The sequence below is a fragment of the Micromonospora sp. NPDC004540 genome (assembly GCF_040610095.1).
GTDB lineage: Bacteria > Actinomycetota > Actinomycetes > Mycobacteriales > Micromonosporaceae > Micromonospora.
On sequence record NZ_JBEXLR010000108.1, the window covers coordinates 1 to 21,579 of the forward strand.

The window sequence follows — 21,579 nt, forward strand, 5'->3', positions numbered from 1 at the left end:
GGCCGCGGTGGGTGCCGGCCCGGCGCCGCCGGCCGGGCCGGCAGCGGCCGGCGGGGCCCGGACCAGGGCCATGCCCGGGGCGTACGACTGGACCACCCGGGCCACCGCGCGGGCTGCGGCCACCAGGAGCTGGGCCAGCATGAACAGCAGCCGGAACGGGTCGATGATGCCGTCGACCACGCCCTGCACGATGCCCCACGCCATCCCGGCCACGAAGGCCACGCCCCCACCGGCCGCCAGGTTGGCGATCTTGTTGCTGGCGTCGATGCGCTGCTGGTCGCCGATCCGCTCGCCGTAGCGCAGCTGGGTGAGGAAGCCGACCACGCCCTCGCGCAGCAGCGCGCCGAGCGGGCCCAGGCCGGTGAGCAGGGTGGGCAGCGCGCCGATCGTCACGATGAGCAGGTCGAGGACGAAGTTGATCACCGGCGGCTTGAGCTCGTCCGGGCAGAGCGACCAGATGACCGCGCCGATGACGACCGGCAGCATGAGCGGGTTGGCCACCACCACGGCCAGCCGGACCAGGAAGTCCAGGATGGGCTGGAAGATGGCGACCAGCGCGTCGAAGACGGCGTGCAGGGCCTCGGTGAGCCCGCTGAACCCGCCGCGCGCCCAGGCGGCCATCCGGGTGAACTGGTTGGCCACCCCGGTGAGCAGGGTGGACACCGCGGTCAGGCAGGTCCTCGCGCCGAACGCGCCGAGCACGCCGCCCATCGCGGTGCCGATCTGCCCGGCCACGTCGGCGAGCCAGGCGGCCGCGACCGCGAGGGTGTCCGCCGCGCCGGTGACCGCGCCGATCACGGTGGGCAGGATGCGCTCCTGGAGCACCTGCCGGGCGGCGGCCAGGATCTCGCGGGTGTTCCAGTTCTCCCACAGCCAGGTCAGGCCGTCCCACAGCGGTGGGAGCACCTGCGTCAGCACCACCACGGGGCCGAGCGGCGAGAGCAGGACCAGGATGCCGCCGACCACCATGAGCGGGGTGCGGATCGGTTCGATGGTGGCCCGCAACGTCTCCCAGGCGGAGTTCGCGAGGTTGCCGAGCCAGCTGCGGGCGCCCTCGGTGCTGTCCCAGGCCAGGCCGAACTGGGTGGTGAGCCAGTCCCAGGCGTACGACGCGCCGGCACGGATGGGCGCCGTGAGGTCCCAGAGCCAGCCACCCAGGCGGGTGAAGGACTCCCAGACCGCGCCGCCGGCGGCGCCGAGCAGGTCCAGCGCGGGGACCGCGAGGTGGTCCCAGAGCCCGGTGAAGAGCTGGTTGACGGTGTCCGCGGCGGTCCGGAGGTTCCGGATGATCGGGCCGTCCCACTCCTGGAGGGCGGCCACCACCGGGCGCAGCAGGGCGCCGACGGCCGACCGGGCGGCGCCGCCGAGCCGGGCCTGGACGTCCCGGACGCCCTGGGCGAGCCCGGTGAAGGTGGACTCGATGGCGGACATCGGGTCGATGTCGGCGAGGCCGGCGAGCAGCCGGCCGAGCAGCGCGTTGACGCCGGTGCAGAGCAGCTCACGCAGCCGGACCAGCGCGCCGCCGCGGAGAAACTCCAGCAGGCCGGGCGCGAGCCGGTCGACGACCGCGGAGGCCGCCTCCAGCGCGGTCCCGGCGATCTCCCCGCCCACGTCGAGGGCGGTGTCGAGCGCGCCACGGCCGAGGGCGGCGGCGTCGCTCGCGGTGTCGGAGACGAACCGGCCCACGGCGGTGTCGGCGAGCGCGAAGCACTGGACGCCGAGCGGCGCGGACCGGGCCGGGGTGGCCGGTGGGCCTCGACCGGGATGCTCGGTGGCCGCGCCGGCCGGGGCGGGTGCGGGGCGGGCCTGCTGACGGACGTGGGTCAGCTCGTGGGCGAGCACCAGGTCCCGGCCGGGCGCGCCGCCCGGGCCGGCGCCGGCGCCGAGGACCACGTGGTTGCCGTACGTGAAGGCGTGCGCCCGCCGCTCCTTCGCGGCGAGCTTGGCGGCGAGGCCGTCGTGCAGGCGTACCCCGGTCAGGTCCATGCCGAGCGCTGGCTCGTAGCGGGCGCGTTCGGCGCCGGTCAGCGGCCGGCCTGCGCCGAGCCGGGAATCCGGCACGCCGGCGAGGCGGGCGACCGGCCGGGCCGACCGGGCCGGGGCGGCCGGCGGCGCGGGTCGGGCGGCGACGAGGCGGGCGGCGGTGGCGTGGGCGTCGTGTTCGGCGGCCGGGTCGGCCGGAGCGTGCACGGGGATGCGGGCCACGCTGTGGGTGCTGCGGGCCGGGCGGGTCGACCGCCGCGCCGGGCGCTCCGCCTCCGGGCGGGCGCGCTCGGGCTCGTCCCGGTCGGCCGACCGGGACGGCTGGGCCGCCTCCGCCACCCTCACCCGCTCAGGTTCCCCTCGTCGCGCCACGACCCGGTGCCGTCGACCAGCGCCGGGCCGGTGGTGCAGACATTGTCGCGCGCCACCCACAGTGCGGGCGAGCCCGACGGGCCGGGAACCGCGCGGATGCCGAGCACGGTGCCGTCGAAGGTGTTGGCGGCGGCGACCGCGTGCGGGCCGAGCCGGCCGGCGCAGAGCAGGCCCTGCACCGGGTAGCCGGGCTTGCCGTCGGCGAGGTCGACCATGTTGGACGACACGTCGAGGCGGTGGCAGTCGCCGACGTACACGCCCTGATGCAGGAAGGCGGTGGCGGCCCGCGCCGGCGGGGCGATCGTGTTGCCGGTGATCCACGCCCGGCGTACCGTCTCCCGCTCCTCGTCGCGGTCGCCGAGGGCGACGCTGATGCCGGTGAGCGCGCCCGTGACGGTGTTGTCGCGGACCCGGACGTCGGCGGCGGTGGCCCCGGCCACGGTGATGCCGGCGGTGGCCGTGGCCGCGGCCGCGAACTCCTCGGCGACCCGGCGCAGCCAGGCGGCGAACCGGGTGCGCTCGTCGAAGAACCGGGAGTCCGGGTTGCGCCGGACCAGGTCGTCGCGGACCACGTCCTGGAGTTCCTCGACGGTCCTGATCTCCTGGTCGCCGAGGTACGCGGTCCAGCCCTTCGAGTCGTCGATCTCGGAGCCGAAGCGCAGGTTGCGGGTCTCCACCAGCGACGACCAGCCCTTGCGCAGGCCGAGTCCGTCCTCACCGGCGAGCAGCGGGTGCACGGCCCGGCGGGCGATACGGCGGGCGAAGCGGGGGTCGCCCAGCCACTCCAGGAACCGCTTCTCCGGATCGGCGCCCGGGTCGGTGGTCGCCACCACGTCGCAGCCGAGCACGTCGGTACGCCGGCTGTCCAGCACCAGCACGCCGGTCTGCGCGTGCCCCGCCTCGACCCGGCAGTCCCGGACCACGGCGCGCTCCACTGGCCGGCCACCCTCGGTCCCGTCGCCCCGGACGGTGATGCCGCTGGCCACGGCGGCCGGAGCGTCGCCCATCTCGGCGTGGACCCGCTCGACGAGGACCAGACCGGCGCGCTGCACGTCGAGGGCGCCGTTGCGCTGGTCGCTCTCGGCCGGCACGGCCGACACGGACAGGTCGCGGACCTGCACCTCGCCGCAGTCGGTGAGACGCAGCGCCGACTCGGCGGCGGAGACGATCCGGGTGGCGGAGCCGACCCCGGTGACCAGCACGCAGGACACCCCGGTGAGCACCGCCGGCTCGTTGAGCGTCCACTCCCCCGCGGTCAGGCAGAGCGCGAGCGCGGTGACCCCGGACAGGTCGGCGAACAGCTGCACCAGGTCGGTCTCGGGGCGGACCACCAGGCAGACCGTGCCGCCCTCGTCGCGGCGGCCGGTGACCCGGACCTCGGCGTCGACGGGGGCGTCGGCGTCGTCGAGCCGGACCGCGGTGAGCACCCGGCAGGCCGGGCCGGTGCTGGGCAGCAGCCAGCGCACGTCGATCTGGCCGCGCGCGCCGGTCTCCAGGATCAGCTGGGCCGGGTCGGCGGCGGTGGGTACGCCGGTGGCCAGGTGCCCGTCGACGGCGGTGAACTGGACCCGGGCGCGGTGCACCGGGCGGCCGCCGTTGCGGACCACCACCCGCACCGGCTCGGGCAGCGGCTGACCGGGCGGGGCCTGCTGCCCGTCGCCGCCGAGCAGGTCGAGGGTGACCAGGTCGGTCAGCGGCGGGGTGAGCCGGCGGCAGTCCTCGTCGAGCGCCCAGCGGCCGGCGCCGCCGACGGTGGTGCGGCGCAGGATGCCGAGCACCGCGACGTGGTGCACCGGGCCCAGCGGCGGGCGGGCGAGCGGGTTGCCGAGGTCGTCGGTGGGCCAGTCGATGGTGCCGGAGAGGGCGCTGACGCCGTAGACCAGGCGGACCGTGCGGGCCGGGATGAGCCAGTGGTCCCCGACCCGGAAGTCGCCGGCGCCGAAGCGCACCTCGATGCCGGCGTCGTCCAGCTCGTCGGGGCTGGCGTTGGCGACCTGGGCCGGGCCGTCCCAACGCCGGATGATCGGGGTGCGGCCGAGCGCGGCGAGGGTGGCCGGCGCGCCCGCGGCCCACTTCACCGGCAGCGCCGTCCCGTCCGGCGCGCCGGCGGTGGCCAGGTGACCGGGCCGGCCGTGCAGCTCCCGGTCGGGGCTGGTCACCTCGACCAGGTCACCCTCCCGGAAGGACAGTTCCTCGTCCCGGCCGACCCGGTCCAGGCTCAGCTCGGCATCCATCCCGGCCGCCGCGGCGGCCGGCGAGGGCGCGCCGATGGCGGTCAGCCCGGCCACCACGCTGCCGTTCTCCCGGGACCAGAGGTAGCGGGCGGTGCCGTCGCCGGCCACATCATGCACCTGGACGCGGTAGAGCTGGTTCTCCAGCCGCCGGTAGCCGCCGGAGCCGCTCAGCCGGCACGGGTCGGCGGTCGGGTCGACCTCACGCAGCGCGGCCGTCATGGTCGGGGCGGTCCGGTTCCCCCACACCGGGTCGACCACGTCGGCGCAGGCCGTGCCGGCGGCCACCTTGACCAGCCGGACCTGCCAGACGGTCCGGGCCCGGGTGGTGGTGTCCGGGCCGCCGAGGGCGGCCTCCCGCAACCGGGGCGCCTGGTCGGCGGTGACGTGCTGGTCGGCGACATCGAGCAGGACGGCGTACCGGCCGTCGGTGGTGGGCTCGGGCAGTCCGGGCAGGTCGCCGACCTTGGGCAGGTAGGGCTGGTCGGCGAGCTTGTGCCCGGGTCCACCGCCGGCCGGCGGGGCGGCGTCGACCAGCATCCCGGCCACGTAGTAGCGGCCGGGGGTGATCCGCAGGTCGGCCCAGGCGCTCGCGGTGGGGGTGGCGCCGGCGGTGTCGACCACGGCGAAGCCGGCCCCGTCGAGGGGCCCGCCGGCCGCGCCGACGACGTCGCGGGTCCGCTCCTCGTCGTGCCAGGCGGTGATCTTCGTCTGCTCGTTCCACTCGGCGTCGAGCAGCATCCGGCCCTGCTGCAACAGCACCTGGCGGTAGCCGTCGCGCGGATCGAACGTCCAGCGGGTGAAGTCTCCGTGCACGTCAACTCCCGAAGATGCCGAGCTCGATGCCGACCGGCCGGTAGGGGTCGAGCTGCCGCTGCGCCGCCCGGAGCCGCAGCGGTCGCCTGAGGTGGTGGTGCACGCCCGGCTCGGCCCGGTCCTCGCCGCCTTCCCGGATCGCCGCCGGGCAGGACCCGGCCAGGGCCGGGTAGGCGGGCGAGGCCGGGTCGGTGGCCGCGTACACCGGGAGCGGGCCGGGTCCGCCGTCGGCCGGCACGCAGCGGTAGCGGCGCGGGGTGCGGGAGCCGGGGGCGACGTAGCTGAACCGCAGGCAGCCGACCTGGCGGTGGGCCACCTCCACCGGCCCGTCCAGCACGCAGCTGCTGGCGTCGAGGCTGCGCACCCGGACCGGGCCGCGCACGGTGCTGCCCTCCAGGCAGGCGTGCACGCCCTCACCGGCCAGCGCGGTCCCGCCGCCGGCGGCGGCGTCGAGCACGCAGGTGTCCACGGTGGCCATCGGCACGGTCGCGGCGAGCGTGACCGCGCCGGCCACCACCCGGCTGAGCCGGAGCTGGAGCCGGCTGTTGGGCCGCCCCGCCGCCGACTCGACCCGTACCGCGCCGGTGACCGTGCCGTGCGCGACGGTGAGGTGGCCGAGCTGGCCGGCCGCGACGATCACGTCGCCCTCCACGAGCAGCCCGTCGACGATCACGCTGCTGCCCGGCTCGCCGGTGATCCGCAGGCTGCCGCGCAGGTGCGGGCGCAGCCCGTCGGGGGCGTACCGGCCGGGGACGGGGGCGAGCACCTCGCCGTCCGGGCGGCGGCGGGCCGGCCAGCCGGCGGCCACCAGCACCAGCCGGGTGCCGGCGGGCACGGTGACCGCGAGGTTGCCGGGGTGGGTGGCGCTGTCGGCGACGGAGACGACGTAGGTGCCGCCGCGGGTGGTGCTGCCGGGGGCCGCCCAGGACGCCTCGGCCGCGGCCAGGCCGGCGGCGAGCGTGGGCACGCTGCCGACCGGGGCGGGCGTGCCGGAGCACACCTCGGTCTGGCCCGCGGCGGGTGGGGCGTCCGGCCCGTCGGCGGCGACCGGGGCGCCCGGGTCGGTGGCGAGCAGCGCCTCGTGGGCGGCGGCGCGGTCGTAGGTGCCGGCGCCGACGTCGGCGAGGCCGCCGTAGGCGTAGCGGACGAAGACCGCGTCGGGGGCGGCCGGCGCGTAGACCCGCAGCCGGCCGGCCACCGGGTCGACCATCACCTGCGGCGCCGGGCCGGGGGCCGGGTCCTCCAGGTGGCAGACCCGGATCCGGTCGGGGGTCAGGTCCGGCTGGTCGACACCGCCGACCCGCAGCCGTACGCCGAGCGGCAGCGCGGTCGCCGCCAGGTCGCCGGCCCGGGCCTGGCCGAGCAGGTCGAGCAGCCGGCGGGGGCGCAGCGGCACGGGCAGGTCCGCTTCGGTGGCGAGCCGTTCGACCGCCTCCTCGCGGTGGGGCGGGGCGTACAGCGGCACGGCCCGGCCGAGCGGGTCGAAGGTCCAGTGGCCGGCCGCGGCGCGGGCCGCGGACCAGCCGCCGTTCGGGCCGGCCGGCGGGTCGGCCTCGGGGGCGCCCACCTCGTACGCCTGGGTCGGGAACAGGTGCACGGCCACGTGGTCGATGCCGTAGCGGCCGCGACGGGTGGGGATCCGGCGTACCTCGGCGGTGTGGGTGAGGGGGTCGAGGGCGCCGCGCGGTCCGGGCGGGCTGACCACGGCGGCGGCCTCGATCCGGGCGGCGCCGCGCAGCGAGACGGTGGCCGGCCGGTCGGGGCGGACGTGGTTGACGTGGGTGGCGCCGACCAGGAGCGGGTGGTGCTCGACGGCGCGGGCCGGCCAGCCGGTGACGTCCCGGGCGACCTGTTCCAGCACGGCCACGGTGCCCTTGCGGCGGCGGTAGGCGACGGTGTTGGCGACCAGGGCCCGCCGGCTCACGGTGACCCCCAGGTCGGGGGGGAGTTCGGCGAGGCCGACGAGGTCGGCCAGGTACGGCACCAGCCACTCGGCGCAGGTCTCGACGAAGAACCCGTCGTGCAGCCGGTCGAGGTCGGCCTCCAGCAGTTCCAGTTCGCCGGCCACCGCGGCGAGCAGCGCGGTGAGCGGGCCGGTGCCGCCGTCGGCCTGGGCGTCGCGGGCGAGCAGGTGCACAGGCACCAGGTCGAGCAGGCGGCGCAGGGCGGTTTCGGTCACGACATCACCCCGATCGTCACCTCGGCGAGGGTGAGCACCTGGGCGGGGCGCAGCGTGCCGGCGAACCGGCCGGGCAGCGCGGCGAGCAGGTCGACGGTGGCGCCGCCGGGCGGCGCGGCGAGCCGGGGCAGGGTGCAGGCGCGCACCCCGGGCACCGCCCGGACGGTGACCAGGGCCCGGGAGGCCACCACGCCGGTGGCGAAGCCCAGCGCCGGCGGGGCGTACGCGGCCGCGAGGGCGGCCCGGACGGCGGCCTCCACGTCGGCGCGCGGGTACGCCGGGTCGTGCGCGAGGTCGACACGCAGTCCGAACGGGACGGTCTCGCCGGCCAGCACGGCGAGCCGGGTGCCCGGGTCCCGGGCGGCCACCAGGGCGGCGCGCAGCGCGGTGACCAGCTCCGGCCCGGCCGGGGCGGTCCCGCCACCGGCCGCGGCGCCGAGCGCGGAGACGACGACCACCTGCTCCCGGCCGTCCCAGACGTCGTCGGCGCGGGCCAGGGTGACCCCGGCGAAGCCGGCCGCGAAGTCCTCGTGGTCGGCCACCGAGACCGCCCGGTCCAGGGTGCGGATCCGCAGCGGGGCGTGGGCCCGGGCCGCGTCGAGCTGCTCCGGGTCGGCCCAGTCGCGGGCCGGGCCGGGGTTGCCGGCGGCCCGCACGCCGTAGGGGCGGCGGGGCAGGATGCTGAGCTGGCCGGCCCGGACCGCGCCGGCGGCGCCGCCCCCGACCCGGTAGGTGGCGACCACGTTCTCCACGCCGCCGGGCAGCCGCGCGCCGTGCCGGCCGTCGCCGGTGGTGACCGTGGCCAGGCCCTCGTCGTCGAGCCGTTCGGTGTTCACCCGGTCGTGCGGGCCGGCGGTGTCCAGCGCGGGCACCGGGTCCCAGCGCACCCCGTCGACCCGGACCTCCAGGGTGCTGCGGGCGCCGGCGGGGCTGTCGTCGCGGACGTGGGTGAGGGGGCCGCGCCGGGTGCGCATCCGCTGGAACGCGAGCGTGGGGTCGCCGCTGCCGAGCGGCTGGACGACGGTCTCGCCGTGGCTGGCCGGCGCCACGTTGCCGCGCACCCGCAGGCCGCGCGGGTCGTAGTGGAGGGTGAGGTCGCGGTCCAGGTCGACGGTCATGGTCCGGCCGTCGGCGGTGACCGCGCAGGCCAGCACCACCGCGGTCTCGGCCAGCGGAGGCGCGGTGGCGGCGGCGACGAGCGGGTCGGCGGGCGGCCCGCCGGGTGGGAACCCGGTCACCACCACCCGGCGACCGGTGGGCAGCGGCGGGTCGGTGGCGACCAGGGTGAGCCGTCGGCCGCCGACCGGCTCGACGAGGGGCCGCTCCGCCGCCGGCAGCGGCCGGGACTCGCCGCGCACCAGGGTGTCCCGGCGGCCGAAGGTGTCCAGGTTCTCGGTGATGTCGACGCGGAGCCGGGTGGTCCGGCCGCTCACCCCGAACCGGGAGCCGCCGGCCGGGTCGGCCGCCTCGACGGCGTACAGCTCGCGGTAGTCGGGGCGTTCGAGCAGCAGCCAGGAGCCTGGCACCATCCGGGGGTGGTCGCCGTCGACCTCGACCACGTCGGCGGGGGCCGGATTCCCGGGCGGGAACGGGTTGTCGATGTCGTCCCACTCGCCGCCCGTGATGCCGGGCGGCGGCGGGTCGTTCCCGGCGAGCAGGCCGGCCATCGGCGCGTTCCAGCCGAACAGGTTGGTCCGGGTGGCGAAGGCGTGCACCTGCACGCCCTCCTCGGCGGTCAGCGGCGTCGAGCGCCGCCAGCCGATCCGCTCGGCGAGCGCCAGGCGGGTCCAGCCGGCCAGGCCGGGCGGGCCCTCCTCGACGGCCGTGACGATGCGGAAGTCCCAGAGCTCGTCGTCGCGCCGCCGGTCGGCGGCGGCCCGGCTGTGCGCGGGGGTCCGCCCGTAGCGGCGACGTTCGGCGCCGACCACGAGCACGCCGTCGCCGGCCCGTACGCCGAGCGCGGTGCCGCGCAGCCAGATCGCGGCGGTGGCGAAGTCGATCTCCTGCGGCCCGGCGGTGGCGCCGGGGATCGCGTTCCACACCGCGTACGCGCGCAGGTCGACGCCGGTCTCGAAGGTCTGCGGCAGCTCGCCCGGCCCGGGCACCGACTGCACCGGCGTGCCGGCGGGCACGTCCACCTGCGACGGCGCGCCCGGCGCGTCCTCGACGTCGAAGGCGATGTCCACGGCGGCGGCGACGCCGGGGCGCGGCTGGTAGCCGATCATGCCGGCGAGCTGCCGGACCGAGGTCAGCTCGGTGGCGGTGCGCAGGTACGCCTCCTGCGCGATCCGCTCGGTGTAGAACGAGACCACGTCGGTCATCACGGCGGCGGCGTCGAGCAGCGCCAGCAGGGGGTCGTCGGCGTCCTGCCCGGCCACCGCCCGCACGCCGGCCGGCAGGCCCGGGTCGGCGAGCGCGGCCCGCATCCGGGCCAGGGCGTGGCTGTGCGGGGCGACGCGCCAGGCCAGGGCGGGCTGGCCGGGCGGGTTGGTGACCTCGGGCGCGGGCGGGCGCAGCGGGTCGCACCCGCAGCCGCCACCGCAGCCGCAGCTCACGCGCCACCGCGCAGGTGGAAGGCGACCCGGCCGTACTCCGGGTTGCTCGGGTCGCTGTCGGCGCGCAGCACCTCGCGGGCGGCGGCGTCGATCCGGCCGCGGGCCACCTCCCCGGCGGGTGGCCGGCCGAGCCGGCGGAACCGCAGGCCGGTGGCGTCGTCGTCGGCCACCTCGACGTAGCCGACGCCGGGCACGGCCATGACGGCGGCGACGAGGTCGGAGACGTACAGGGACTGGCCGAAGGTGAGCCGGTCGGGGTGGAAGAACCCGAGCCGGCCGTCGGGCAGCACCCGGGTGGACAGTTCGGCGCGCAGCCGCCGTTCCACGTCGGCGGCGAGGTGGCCGTCGGCCACGCAGATCCCGAGGACGATCTCCAGCGGGACGTGCGCGGGTGGCGCCAGCTCCACGTCGGTGCCGGCCAGCCGGCGTACGTCGAGCAGGGCGGCCACCTCGGCGGCGAGCGCGGGATCGCCGGCCCGGCGGGCCACCGGGTCGAGGGTGACCTCCTGGGCGTACCAGGAGCCGGTCCAGCGGCGCCGGGCCACCGCGCGCTGCACGCCCGGGTTCTCCTCGGCGGTGGCGGCGTGGTCGGCGCTGGTGACCGCGCGCAACTGGGTCCGGAACGCGTACGGGGCCAGCTCCTTCACCTCGTCGACCGACTCGGGGTCGATCCCGCCGGTGGCCGGCAACGGGTTGCTGACGGTCACTCCGGCCGGCACCGTCCAGCCGGGCGTGGGCAGCGGCAGGGTGAGCACGTCGGCGCCGACGTTGCCGGCGGCGCCGCCGCCCACCCGGGGCCAGGCGGTGAGGGTGGTGCCGGGCGCCGGGCGGCGACCGTTGAGCCCGTCGCCGGGGCGCAGCCGCAGCAGGCCGGTGGTCTCCGGTTCGGCCACCACGTGCGGGTCGAGCCGGCCGCTGGCCAGCAGGTCGGGCACGGGCGTCCAGGTGCGGCTGCCGTCGTCGAGCAGCACGGCGGGCAGCGCGCGGCGCGGGTCGGGGCGCAGCGCGGCGGCGGCGCTGCGCTCGTCCACGGCACTGTCGGTCCAGGCCACCTTGTGCCGCCCGGTGGGCAGCCGCGGCCGGTACGGGCCGTCGGCGGGCGCCTGCGGGGGCAGCAGCCCGCGCGGGGGCAGCGCGACGGCGTGCTCGGCGAGCGCGACGTTGGCCAGCGCCACGGCGGCCGGGGCGGCGGTGCCGTCGGCGGCCCGGCGGGCCACCGGCAGCGGAACGGCCAGGGCGTCCTCGGCGGCCCAGTGCAACTCGCGGACGACCGTGCCGGCGGGGGCGAGCGGGTCCGCGCGGGTGACCGGATCGCGGTCGAGCCGCACGGCCTGCCGGCGGGCCTCGTCACCCACCACCGTCCCGGTCTCGTCGACCGGCGCGAGGACGAGGACGTCGCCGGCGCGCAGCTGCGGGTCGGCGCCGGCCGGGTGGCGCAGCCAGCCGCTGGTCGCGCCGGCCGGCAGGCAGGCGTCCGGGTCACCCCAGGCGTGCAGGTCGAGCTGGTTGCGGGCCGGGCGCAGCGCCACCGGGGCGAGGGTCTCGAAGACGGTGGCGCCGGCGTCCACCGCGATCTCCACCCCGGCGTCGGGTGGCAGCGGATCCTCGACCCCGGCGACCGGGGTACGCGCCGGCAGGGTCAGCGGCGCGGCGGTGCGGAACGCCAGCCACGTCCGGGCCGCGCAGCCGTCGTGCATCCGGTAGTCGAGCAGCCGGGCGTGCCGGCGCACCGAGGGACGCAGCCGCGCGGTGGCCAGGTGGGCCTCGGCGGCGATCGCGTCCTGCCGGTAGGTGAGCCGGTCCCCCACGTACGCGAACAGCTCGGCGAGGGTGACCAGCGGGTCGGCCGGGTTGCGGTCGGTCCAGCCGGGCAGCAGCACGGCGAGCCGGTCGAGCAGCCGGGTGCGCAGCCCCGCGTAGTCGCGGGCCAGGTAGTCCAGGGCGGGGGTGGTGGCGGGCACCGGCGGGCAGCCGCCGTCGGGTCGACAGTCCAGCTCGTCGGGGCAGTCGACGGCGAACGCGAACGGGCAGGTGGACAGCGGCTCGTCGAAGCCGGCCGGGAAGCCCTCGCCGCCCGGGCCGGTGAGGGCGAGCAGGTAGCTGGACCAGTCCCCGCTGGAGGAGGTACGCACCACCAGCACCCGGCCCCGCGCGGGCGCCGGCACCGCCCCGGTCACCAGCGTCCGGTCGGCCGCGGTCACCCCCGGCGGCGGCCCGGCCGCCACCACGCTCGCCGGGTACGCCCAGAGCACCCGCACCGGGTTGACTCGCGGGTCGACCCGCACCCCGCCGAGGACGCGGACCCGGCCGGCGTCGAGGCCGGCGGGGACCGGGCCGCGCAGCAGGTGCACCAGGAGGGTGCGCTGGCGGGGCGCGCCGGGCACGTGGCCCGGGGTGCCGGGCCGGTTCGACAGCACCTCGACGTGGTCGATCCCGTCGAGGGCGCTCTCCCCCTCGACGAGCGCCCGGCGGGCCTCCCGGTCGAGCAGCGGCGCGGTCACGGGGTGCCGCCTACGACCGTGAGGCTGCGCCGCTCGCCGACGGCCGCCCCGGCCACCAGCGGCACGTAGCTGACGGTGACCCGCAGTTGGGCGTCGGCCGCCTCGACCCGCACGTCGTCGATCTGCACGAGGTCGCCGAGCCAGCGTTGCAGCGCGCCGTGCACGAGCGCCCGGGTGGCGTGCGCCAGTTCGTCGCCGGCCGGGGCGAAGACCAGCCGGTCGACGCCGCTGCCGAAGTCGGGCCGGTTGACCCGTTCGCCGGGGCGGGTGAACAGCACCGCCTCGACCAGGCCGCGCAGATACTCCTCGTCGCCGACCAGGGCGGTGCGGCCGCGGCCGCCGACGCGCAGCGGGAAGCCGACGTGCCGGCCGGCGGTCACGTCGCCACCGCCCGGAACTGGCTGGCGGTGACCGCGAGGGGCACCCCGGTCGGCGCGCAGGTGGCCACGCCGGAGGCCAGCACGAAGGGCTGGCCCATCGAGCGCACCCGGACGCTGCCGACGCTCCACACGCTGGTCACGCAGGGGCCGCCGGAGACCGGCGGGAACGGGCACGCCGCTACCGTCCACGGCGCGGCGAGCAGCACGGTGGCCTGACCGCCGACGCGTACCCGGGGGTTGGGCACCGTGGGCATGGCCTGGCCGCCGTGCGCGCAGATCACCATGGCGCCCTGGTGCACGAGGGGTGCGGGCATCACATCACCTCCAGCGCGCCGTCGTTGACCGAGACCCGCACGCCGTCGAGGACCACCTTGGTGGCCCCGGTGGACAGTTCGATCCCGCCGGGGCCGAGCACCACCTTGAGCGGCACCAGCACGGCCGGCGGCCCGACCTCGATGGTGAGGCCGCCCATCATGGGCAGGTCGCTGACCGTGACGCTGACCGAGTCGGACTGGAACACCCGCTGCTGCGGCAGCCCGGGCGCGGGCGACTCGCCGACCTGCCAGTAGCAGCCCAGCAGGACCGGGTAGTCGGGGTTGCCGCCCTCGAACGCCACCCAGGCGGCGGCGCCCACCGGCGGCAGGTTGAACCCGCCGACGCCGTTGCCGGCGTAGGGGACGCACGGCTCGGCCCAGGCCAGCCGGCCGTCGCCGAGCACCTTCGGGACCGAGACCTGCACCCGCCCGCGCAGCATGGGGTCCACGTTCTGCTCCACCTTTCCCCGGTAGACGCCGAAGAACTGCCGGGTCATCGCGGCTCCTCCCGGGTGGTCACAGCGGGCTCCGGGGCAGCGCGGGGGTGACCGAGCCGTGGCCGTCCCGGGACAGGGTGAAGCCGACCTGGTAGCCGCCGTGGGCGAGGTCGTGCTCGACCTGGCGGACGTACCAGAGCCCGTCGTGGCTCCAGCCCGCGCCGCGCATGCCGACCAGGCCGCGCGGGCGCAGCACCGCCCCGTACCGCGCGCCGTCGGCGGTGCCCTCGGCAACCAGCGCGTCGGCGCCCCGGTCCACCTCGCCCTGCGCTCGGGCGAAGGCGGACACCGCGTCGCTGCTGCCCTCGCGCAACCGGCGGTGCCGCACGTCCCCGGCATTGGCCAGCGCGAACGGCACGGCGGCCAGCGGCGGCCGGGTGCTGGCCACCGCGGCGACCGGCAGGGTTACCCCGGTACGCCGGTCGTGCACCGCCCCGGTGACGGTGGCCGGCCGGGTCGCCTCGGTGCGGAAGGAGACCTCCCGCACGTTGCTGTCCGAGCCCAGGTCGACGGCGAGCGCGGGCTGCGGCAGGCCGAGCCGGACGGGGGGTCCCCAGTAGAACGAGCTGATCCCCGGCACCGGTCCGGGGTCGACGTAGGTGACGTAGCCGTGCCGCTCGGCCAGTTCGGCGAGATGTTCCAGGTCGGTGCCGTGCTGGGTGGGGATCCGGTCGATCGGCAGCGGCGGGTCGGTGACCGGGGCGGGCAGCGCCTTCGGCAGGATGCCGCGCGCCGCGTACGGGGCGAGGATCTTCAACACGGTCAGGTAGTCGTCGAGGGCGGGATGCTCCACGTCGCGGTCCTCGCGGTCGAGCAGGTTGCCCACGTCCTCCCCGGTGACCGTGAAGGTGGCCCGCCCGGCGCCGGTGCCCGGGTCGAGCCGGGTCTCGGTGACGATGCCGTCGAAGAGCACCTTCGGCACCACGCCGAAGGTGAGCACCAGGACCACCCGGGCGAACGGGGCCAGCGGGCTGGTCGGTCCGAACGGGCTGTCCACGGCGGCGAGCGGGCCGGCCCGGCCGGCGTCGAAGACCAGGGAGAAGGCGCTGCGCTCGGCGTCGCTCTCGGTGACCCGGGTGGAACGCCAGCGCTGGGCCAGCTCGACCGACAGCGGCAGCGGCACGGTCCGTCCCGCCAGGACGGTGAGCCGCAGCCCGGACCCGAGCAGCACGTCACACCCCCGGCAGCGGGATGACGATCAGCTCGCCCTCGGCGTCCGGGCCGGTCAGCGCCTCCGGGTCGAGCGCCCCGTTGGCGTCGGCGATCCGCCACCACGCGGTGGCGTCGCCAAGGTAGCGGTGGCTGACCAGGTCGAGCCGGTCCCCGGCGGTCACCCGGTGGGTGGCGGCGGCCCGCACGTCGCGCAGCTCCGGCAGCGGCCGCCGGCGCAGGTGGCGCACCTCGCGCAGGCCGCCGACGCCGTCGGGCACGGTCGTTCCCGCGACGGGTACGGAGTCGTAGCGCCCGGTCATGTCACGCTCCGGCCAGGTCGGTGACGGCGTCGACGGCGCCGGAGACCGCGCCCACCATGGCGAGGACCTCCTTGGCGACCAGGTGCGCGAGGTAGAGCCCGTAGCCGACGTCGGTCAGCGACAGGTCGTCGTAGGTGAGCACCTGGGCGGAGACGTCCACGGTGGCCCGGATCGGGCTCAGCGCCGGGTTGAACGCCTGCTCGGTGACGCCGAGCTGGGTGATCCGCACCGGCACCACCCGGGCCGGTCCCCAGACCAGCACCGCCATGGGCAGCTCCACCGGCAGGATCTCGATGGTCCCGGCGGCCAGCAGCACCGAGTTGGCGATCACCCGGACGCTGCCCGGGTGCAGCAGCATCTCCAGCACGGAGAGCTGAGGCAGGACGCCGACGGTGGCGGCGACCGGATCGCCGGTCTCCAACTGGTCGGCGGCGTCGACGTCGACCGTCATGGTGATCGTCTCGGTGGGCGCGCCCCAGGCCCGGTGCGCGTCGGCGGCGCGCTGCCCGGACTCCCCGCCCGAGCGGGGCGCGATGGTGCGCTGCACCTGGTCCGGGTTGTACTGGAACACCACCACCCGGGACAGCGGCCCCAGCGGGTCCACCGCGATGATGGCGCCGCGGAGCGTACGCGGGCTGCCCGGGAAGCTGCTCACGCCGCTGAGGGTCCCGCGGAGCCGTCGCCCCGCCGTCACGCCCGCGTCACGCCGCCGGTGTCCCCGACATTGCCGACATCCGGCCCCTATGCTCGTGGACGTGGCGATTCAGCGGATGGACCATGTCAGCATCGTTGTCGGCGACCTGGAGGCCGCGATGGCGTTCTTCGTCGAACTCGGCATGGAGCTGGAGGACAGGGCACCGGTCGAGGGACGGTGGGTAGACCGTGTCAACGGGCTCGACGACGTCCGGGTCGACATCGCCATGATGCGGACCCCGGACGGCCACGGCAAGGTTGAGCTGACGAGGTTCCGCTCGCCGGCGGCGGTCAGCACCGAGCCATCGGTGGCACCGCCGAACACGCTGGGCATCCGCAGCATCATGTTCGCCGTCGACGACATCGATGACGTGGTTACCCGCCTGCGGACCCACGGCGCCGAACTCGTCGGCGAGGTGGAGCGGTACGAGGACATCTACCGGCTCTGTTACGTCCGCGGCCCCCAGGGCATCATCGTCGCCCTGGCCGAGCAGCTGAGCTGACCGCTGCCGACGGGCCCTCATCACCCGCCCTCGTGGGTATCGTGCTCGAATGATCTTCGAGCGGGGGCAGACGATCGTCCGCCGGCACCTGTACCCGGACGGCCGGGTCGGCTCGGTGCTGTGCGGGCGGGTGGTCAGCGACGACGAGCGCGGGCTCGCGCTGTGGATCGAGGCGGGCTCACAGGCCATGCGTCGGTTGACGGCGCCGGCCGGCCGACCCGGCAACTGTCGCTGCTCACGTCGCTGCGGATGACGACGATGCTCAGCCTGGATACGTGGCAGCCATTCCGGACCCTGATGTTGATGCCGCCCGGTGCGGCCCACTCGGTCTGGTGGAGCTGGCGACCGGACGGCGACTTCGACGGCTGGTATGTCAACCTCGAACGTCCGGTCACCCGGTGGGCCGGCGGGGTCGACGTCTACGACCAGGAGCTCGACCTTCTGCTCTATCCGGACGGCAGATGGTCGTGGAAGGACGAGGCCGCGTTCGCCGAGTACACCGGCGAGCCGGCGTTCTGGGATGAAGTCGAGGCCGCCGAGGTCCGGGCCGAGGGCGAACGACTGCTTGCCCTGGCCCGCGCCGGGGCCGCGCCCTTCGACGGCCAGTGGATGGACTTCCAACCGGATCCGGCGTGGCGGCCGACGATGATGCCGCACTGGTGGGAGTTGCCGGCGGACGCGACCTGCTGGGGTCCCGACTACTTCCAGCCCTGAGAGCGTGCTTCAGCGCTCCGGGAGTCCGTCATCCCGGCCGTCGGACCGCGTGGAGCCCAGGCCGTCGCGCCGGATCAGTGGTCGGTCGCGGGCGACGACGGCTTCGAGGGTCTCGCCAGCTTCGTCCACGGCCCGTCGGGCCGGTCCGGAGATCCTGCCGCTGTTGCGTTCCGCGCCCGGTCTCCGATCCATAGATGAAGTGCTGTCCGTGGGAGGAGAGGTCTCAATGTCGTTCACCCGGTTACTCGCCGGCACCGCGGTGGTCACCGCGCTGGTGGCGGCCGCCGCGGCGCCCGCCCAGGCGGCCGTCAACGATCCGTTGTACGACAAGCAGTGGGGTCTGCGGCAGATCCACGCCGAGCAGGCCTGGGCGACCAGCACGGGGGCCGGGGTGGTCATCGCGGTGGTGGACACCGGCGTCGACCTCGGCCACCCGGATCTGGCGGCCAAGCTCGTCCCCGGCGCGACCTTCGTCGACTGCGGCACGGGCTCCTGCGGCAACGGCGACTGGCGCGGCCCCAACGGCGTGCCCGACGCCGGCGACGAGCACGGCACCCACGTGGCCGGCATCGCCGCCGCGGTCACCGGCAACGGTGTCGGTGTCGCCGGCGTCGCCCGCGACGCGAAGGTCATGCCGATCAAGGTGCTGGAGGCGGGCAGCGGCAGCTTCGCCGACATCGCCGCGGGCATCCGCTACGCGGCCGACCACGGCGCCAAGGTGGTCAACCTCAGCCTCGGCGCACAGCCCGGCACCCAGGCCCTCACCCTCACCGGGCTGGAGTCGGACGTGACCGCGGCGATCACGTACGCGCAGGCGAAGGGCGTCGCCGTGATCGCGGCCGCCGGCAACGAGACGGCGCCGCTGTGCGACACCCCGGCCTGGGAGGCCGGCGCCCTCTGCGTCACCGCCACCGACCGGAACGAGGTCAAGGCGTGGTACTCGAACCTGGGGGTGAAGGCCGACCTGAAGGCCGTCGCCGCGCCCGGTGGCGCCGGCCTCGTCACCTGCGACGACGACGTCTGGTCCACCGTCCCGGTGGGCGCCGGCTCGGCCACCTGCGGGCACGGTGACTACGACGCGTTCGCCGGCACGTCGATGGCCACGCCATACGTGTCCGGGGTGGCGGCGCTGCTCGTCGCCCAGGGGCGCAGCGTGGCGAACGTGTACTCGGTGCTCATGTCGACCGCCCGGACCCCGATCGTCGGGCTGCGCGGCGTCTACACGCCGCTGTACGGCTGGGGCGTCGTCGACGCCCAGGCCGCCGTGGCCGCGCCGCGCACCTGAGGCGGTCGGCACCCGCGGCGGCGACCACATGCGAGCCCCGGCCCGGGCACTCATTCGGGCCGGGGCCAGGGCCTGCCTGACGATCCGCTGTCTCCGCGAACCTGCGAGACGATCATTTGTTGCGCACGGCCAGGGCGGGCTCGCGCACCATGAACACGTCCACCGGGTCCTCGGTCTCGAGGGTGAATCCGTGCCGCTCGTACAGCCGCCGGGCCGGACTGCCCTGCAGCACGTTCAGCCGGACCAGGGTGCCATCGCGGTCGCACTGCTCCAGCAGCCCGCGCAGCACGGCCGCACCGATGCCGCTGCCCTGCAGGTGCGGTGCCAGGTAGAAGTGCTCCAGCCAGTGAGCGTCCTCGGCCGGCCGAAGCGCCACGCAGCCGACGAACGCGCCGCCCACCTCGATCACCCAGGTGTGCCCCGGCGCGAACCCGTCCCGCAGTCGCTGCCGCACCCGCTGCTCGTCGTACCGCCCGAGCCGCTCCAGATCTGCCCGCAGCACCACGGCCCGCAGCTCGGCCACTGCCTCGACGTCCGCCACGGAAGCCGGCCGGATTTCCCAGTCCGCCATGATCGCCAGACTACCGGCCAGGCTCCCCCGCTCCCGTTGACCTGGCTGCGGGCTGGACGCCCGCTCTCACTCCTCCCGGTAGCCGACGACCGCCCGGCCGGCGGCGACCAGCGCAGCGGCGACGCGCTCCCGGTCGTCGAGGTACGCGGCGGTCATGGCCCCGTCGCGGAGAATCATCAGCTGCTCGGCCGCCAGCTCCGGGTCAGGATGTCCCAGCTCGGTCATCAGCTCGGCCATCTGGCCGGTGAACCAGGCGCGGTGCTCCGCGACGGCGTGCCGGACCGGGTGGTCGGGGTCGGCGTACTCGGCGGCGGCGTTCACGTACGGGCAGCCGCGGAAGCCGGGTGACCGGCTCTCTGCGACGAGGGCGTCGACGATGGCGCCCAGCACCCCCCGGTGGTCGCCTGGAAGCGCGGCGCGCACCTCGGCCAGCGCCTCCCGCTCCCGCTGTGATCGGACGGCGAGGTAGGTGGCGATCAGGTCGTCCTTGGTGGGGAAGTGCCGGTAGAAGGTGACCCGGGTGACCTGCGCCTCGGCGATCACCTTCTCCACGCCCACCGCCCGGATGCCCTCCCGGTAGAAGAGCCGGTCGGCGGCGGCCAGGATCCGCTCGCGCGCCGCCGACGGCTTCCCGCCGGGCCCCCGCGTCGCGGGCCGTGAGTCGGCTGCATCACCCATCGACGTCCCCTCCTTGCCGCTCGATCGAAGCCGGAGTACGTTCCAGCCTAGCAGATAGAACGTTCCTTCCACATGGTCCGTCACGAGGAGTGCGCAGGCATGAACCCCACCCCTGTCCCCGTCGTCTTCGTCCACGGCCTCTGGCTGCACTCGACCAGCTGGCAGCCCTGGGTCGAGCTGTTCCGCGAGGCGGGCTACGCCCCCATCGCGCCGGAGTGGCCGGGCATTCCGGACACGGTGGCCGAGGCCCGGACCGTACCGGAGCGCTATGGCGACCACGGCGTCTCGGACGTCACCGATCACTTCGCGGAGATCATCCGGGGTCTGCCCACCAAGCCCGTGGTGATCGGCCACTCGTTCGGCGGCCTGATCGTCCAGCAGTTGCTGGGGCGCGGCCTGGCACGCGCCGCCGTCGCCCTCGACCCCGCCCCGGCCAAGGGCGTCCTCGCCCTGCCGCTCTCCGCGCTCCGGGTGGCCTCGGTGGCGGTACGCAACCCGGCCAACCGGCGGCGGGCGGTGGCGCTCACGCCCGCCCAGTTCCGGTACGGCTTCGGCAACGCGCTCACCGAGCGCGAGTCGGCCGAGCTCTACGAGAAGTGGACGATCCCCACCCCGGGTCGCCCGCTCTTCGAGGCCGCCCTGGCCAACCTCGTAGGCACCGCGACCAGGGTGGACGCCTCGGACCCGGGCCGGGGGCCGCTGCTGCTGACCTCCGGCGGCCGGGACCACACCGTACCGCCGGCCATCGTCGAGGGGACGGCCCGGTTGTACCGGAAGTCCACGGCGGTGACCGAGGTGATTCGATTCCCCGACCGCGGTCATTCGCTGACCATCGATCACGGCTGGCGGGAGGTCGCGCAAGCCAGCCTCGACTGGCTGAAGCGGCACCGGCTCTGAACGACCGCGCCAACGGGCCCGGGTGGACGGCGGATCGCCGTCCACCCCGGGCCTGTCCGAATTCGTACGGGCACGCCATCCCGCCGCCGCGTGCCCCAACGCGGCCTACGGCGTGTTTCAGAAGTGAGCGGCTGGTGCTGGGCGTTGTGAGCCGTTGTTGTCGGTCGGCCCGTGGGGTTTCTGGGTCTGTGCAAGTGGTGGGCTGTTTGTCGGTGGTGTGTGGCATGGTGTGCTGCCGTGGCCCGTTTCACCACGTTCCGGTTCTGTCTGAACCCGACCGCCGAGCAGGAGATTGTGCTGCGTCGGCATGCGGGTGCGGCCCGGTTCGGCTACAACCAGTGCCTGCGGCTGGTCAAGGACGCTTTGGACGGCAAGCGCGGTGGGACGGTCGGCAAGGTGCCGTGGTCGGGCTTCGACCTGATCAACGCGTTCAACGGGTGGAAACGCTCGGGTGACGCAGGCCGGGTGATGGTCGCCGCCAGCGACGGGACCGTCACGGTGCAGGTAACCGGTCTGGCCTGGCGGGGCGAGGTATGTCAGCAGGTCTTTGAAGAAGCCGCGGTCGATCTCGGCCGCGGCCTGTCCGCGTACACGGCATCGCGCACCGGCCACCGGCGGGGTCGGCGGGTCGGTTTTCCGAGGTTCAAGTCCAAGAAACGCGCACCGCTGTCGTTTCGCATCCGCAGCAAAACCTCTGCCGCCGGCCGGGCGGGCATCCGGGTCGGTGAGCAGGCGCCGCGTACCGTGACCCTGCCCGGCATCGGCGCCCTGGCGGTACGGCAGGACACCCGCCGGCTGCGGCGCATGCTGGCCAAGGGGCGGGCGAAGGTCGTGTCCGCGACGGTCAGCCACCGGGCCGGCCGGTGGGCGGTGTCACTGACCTGCGAAGCCGCCGACCTGCACGATGCCCGCCGCCACCAGCCGAACACCGGCGCCGC

General features: G+C 76.0%; 19 protein-coding genes. 6 read left to right on the top strand and 13 right to left on the bottom strand.

What is annotated here, in order from left to right; all coding sequences use genetic code 11:
* The 11 genes from ABZV78_RS26900 to ABZV78_RS26950 all read right to left on the bottom strand — a co-directional run.
* Window positions 1-2,328: DUF4157 domain-containing protein (locus tag ABZV78_RS26900; RefSeq protein ID WP_355642902.1), on the bottom strand; the 2,328-nt coding region annotated here is incomplete at its 3' end.
* Window positions 2,325-5,402: a DUF6519 domain-containing protein gene (locus ABZV78_RS26905; RefSeq protein ID WP_355642904.1), complete on the bottom strand. Its 3,078-nt coding sequence runs from the start codon at window positions 5,400-5,402 to the stop codon at window positions 2,325-2,327. The genes ABZV78_RS26900 and ABZV78_RS26905, both read right to left, overlap by 4 nt.
* A gap of 1 nt (window position 5,403) precedes the next feature.
* Window positions 5,404-7,581 (bottom strand): phage tail protein, encoded by a 2,178-nt coding sequence (locus ABZV78_RS26910; protein WP_355642906.1) that lies wholly within the window; start codon window positions 7,579-7,581, stop codon window positions 5,404-5,406.
* On the bottom strand, window positions 7,578-10,136 hold the full coding sequence (locus ABZV78_RS26915; RefSeq protein WP_355642907.1) for a baseplate J/gp47 family protein: 2,559 nt from the start codon (window positions 10,134-10,136) through the stop codon (window positions 7,578-7,580). The genes ABZV78_RS26910 and ABZV78_RS26915 overlap by 4 nt, the downstream gene beginning before the upstream one ends.
* Complete coding sequence (locus tag ABZV78_RS26920) at window positions 10,133-12,637, bottom strand: putative baseplate assembly protein (RefSeq protein WP_355642909.1); 2,505 nt, start codon at window positions 12,635-12,637, stop codon at window positions 10,133-10,135. The genes ABZV78_RS26915 and ABZV78_RS26920 overlap by 4 nt, the downstream gene beginning before the upstream one ends.
* A complete protein-coding gene (locus ABZV78_RS26925; RefSeq protein ID WP_355642911.1) occupies window positions 12,634-13,017 on the bottom strand; it encodes a GPW/gp25 family protein in 384 nt (127 codons plus the stop codon). Before ABZV78_RS26925 ends, ABZV78_RS26920 begins: the two co-directional genes overlap by 4 nt.
* A complete protein-coding gene (locus ABZV78_RS26930; protein WP_355642913.1) occupies window positions 13,014-13,331 on the bottom strand; it encodes a hypothetical protein in 318 nt (105 codons plus the stop codon). The genes ABZV78_RS26925 and ABZV78_RS26930 overlap by 4 nt, the downstream gene beginning before the upstream one ends.
* Entirely contained in the window at window positions 13,331-13,828 is a 498-nt protein-coding gene (locus ABZV78_RS26935; protein ID WP_355642915.1) for a phage baseplate assembly protein V, read from the bottom strand. Before ABZV78_RS26935 ends, ABZV78_RS26930 begins: the two co-directional genes overlap by 1 nt.
* 19 nt (window positions 13,829-13,847) lie before the next feature.
* Window positions 13,848-14,999 carry a hypothetical protein gene (locus tag ABZV78_RS26940; RefSeq protein WP_355642917.1) on the bottom strand — a complete coding sequence of 384 codons (1,152 nt, stop codon included), beginning with the start codon at window positions 14,997-14,999 and terminating at the stop codon, window positions 13,848-13,850.
* Between the two features lies 1 nt (window position 15,000).
* A complete protein-coding gene (locus ABZV78_RS26945) occupies window positions 15,001-15,300 on the bottom strand; it encodes a LysM domain-containing protein (RefSeq protein ID WP_355642919.1) in 300 nt (99 codons plus the stop codon).
* A gap of 1 nt (window position 15,301) precedes the next feature.
* Window positions 15,302-15,955, bottom strand: a complete 654-nt coding sequence (locus ABZV78_RS26950; protein ID WP_091308503.1) for a hypothetical protein — start codon at window positions 15,953-15,955, stop codon at window positions 15,302-15,304.
* Window positions 15,956-16,055: 100 nt separating this feature from the next.
* On the opposite strand from ABZV78_RS26950, the gene ABZV78_RS26955 reads away from it, so the two are divergent.
* From ABZV78_RS26955 to ABZV78_RS26970, 4 genes are all read left to right on the top strand, one after another.
* Window positions 16,056-16,496: a VOC family protein gene (locus ABZV78_RS26955; protein WP_355642921.1), complete on the top strand. Its 441-nt coding sequence runs from the start codon at window positions 16,056-16,058 to the stop codon at window positions 16,494-16,496.
* A gap of 49 nt (window positions 16,497-16,545) precedes the next feature.
* Window positions 16,546-16,749, top strand: a complete 204-nt coding sequence (locus ABZV78_RS26960) for a hypothetical protein (RefSeq protein ID WP_355642923.1) — start codon at window positions 16,546-16,548, stop codon at window positions 16,747-16,749.
* A 50-nt stretch (window positions 16,750-16,799) separates the two neighbouring features.
* Window positions 16,800-17,210, top strand: a complete 411-nt coding sequence (locus ABZV78_RS26965; protein WP_355642925.1) for a DUF402 domain-containing protein — start codon at window positions 16,800-16,802, stop codon at window positions 17,208-17,210.
* 226 nt (window positions 17,211-17,436) lie between these two features.
* A complete protein-coding gene (locus ABZV78_RS26970; RefSeq protein ID WP_355642927.1) occupies window positions 17,437-18,495 on the top strand; it encodes a S8 family serine peptidase in 1,059 nt (352 codons plus the stop codon).
* 112 nt (window positions 18,496-18,607) lie between these two features.
* Here the strand turns inward: ABZV78_RS26970 and ABZV78_RS26975 are convergent, their stop codons facing one another.
* A complete protein-coding gene (locus ABZV78_RS26975; RefSeq protein ID WP_355642928.1) occupies window positions 18,608-19,066 on the bottom strand; it encodes a GNAT family N-acetyltransferase in 459 nt (152 codons plus the stop codon).
* 66 nt (window positions 19,067-19,132) lie between these two features.
* A complete protein-coding gene (locus ABZV78_RS26980) occupies window positions 19,133-19,744 on the bottom strand; it encodes a helix-turn-helix domain-containing protein (protein ID WP_355642929.1) in 612 nt (203 codons plus the stop codon).
* Window positions 19,745-19,843: 99 nt separating this feature from the next.
* Between ABZV78_RS26980 and ABZV78_RS26985 the strand changes: the two genes are divergently transcribed.
* Window positions 19,844-20,641 carry an alpha/beta fold hydrolase gene (locus tag ABZV78_RS26985; RefSeq protein ID WP_355642931.1) on the top strand — a complete coding sequence of 266 codons (798 nt, stop codon included), beginning with the start codon at window positions 19,844-19,846 and terminating at the stop codon, window positions 20,639-20,641.
* 237 nt (window positions 20,642-20,878) lie between these two features.
* Window positions 20,879-21,579 (top strand): helix-turn-helix domain-containing protein (locus ABZV78_RS26990; protein ID WP_355642933.1); only part of this gene is annotated, 701 nt, incomplete at its 3' end.

Excerpts from the sequence above, each read along its gene's own strand:
- ABZV78_RS26930 (WP_355642913.1), bottom strand. The coding sequence starts at position 13,331 with ATGCCCGCACCCCTCGTGCACCAGGGCGCCATGGTGATCTGCGCGCAC.
- ABZV78_RS26935 (WP_355642915.1), bottom strand. The coding sequence starts at position 13,828 with ATGACCCGGCAGTTCTTCGGCGTCTACCGGGGAAAGGTGGAGCAGAAC.
- ABZV78_RS26945 (WP_355642919.1), bottom strand. The coding sequence starts at position 15,300 with ATGACCGGGCGCTACGACTCCGTACCCGTCGCGGGAACGACCGTGCCC.
- ABZV78_RS26960 (WP_355642923.1), top strand. The coding sequence starts at position 16,546 with ATGATCTTCGAGCGGGGGCAGACGATCGTCCGCCGGCACCTGTACCCG.
- ABZV78_RS26965 (WP_355642925.1), top strand. The coding sequence starts at position 16,800 with ATGCCGCCCGGTGCGGCCCACTCGGTCTGGTGGAGCTGGCGACCGGAC.
- ABZV78_RS26970 (WP_355642927.1), top strand. The coding sequence starts at position 17,437 with ATGTCGTTCACCCGGTTACTCGCCGGCACCGCGGTGGTCACCGCGCTG.
- ABZV78_RS26975 (WP_355642928.1), bottom strand. The coding sequence starts at position 19,066 with ATGGCGGACTGGGAAATCCGGCCGGCTTCCGTGGCGGACGTCGAGGCA.
- ABZV78_RS26980 (WP_355642929.1), bottom strand. The coding sequence starts at position 19,744 with ATGGGTGATGCAGCCGACTCACGGCCCGCGACGCGGGGGCCCGGCGGG.
- ABZV78_RS26985 (WP_355642931.1), top strand. The coding sequence starts at position 19,844 with ATGAACCCCACCCCTGTCCCCGTCGTCTTCGTCCACGGCCTCTGGCTG.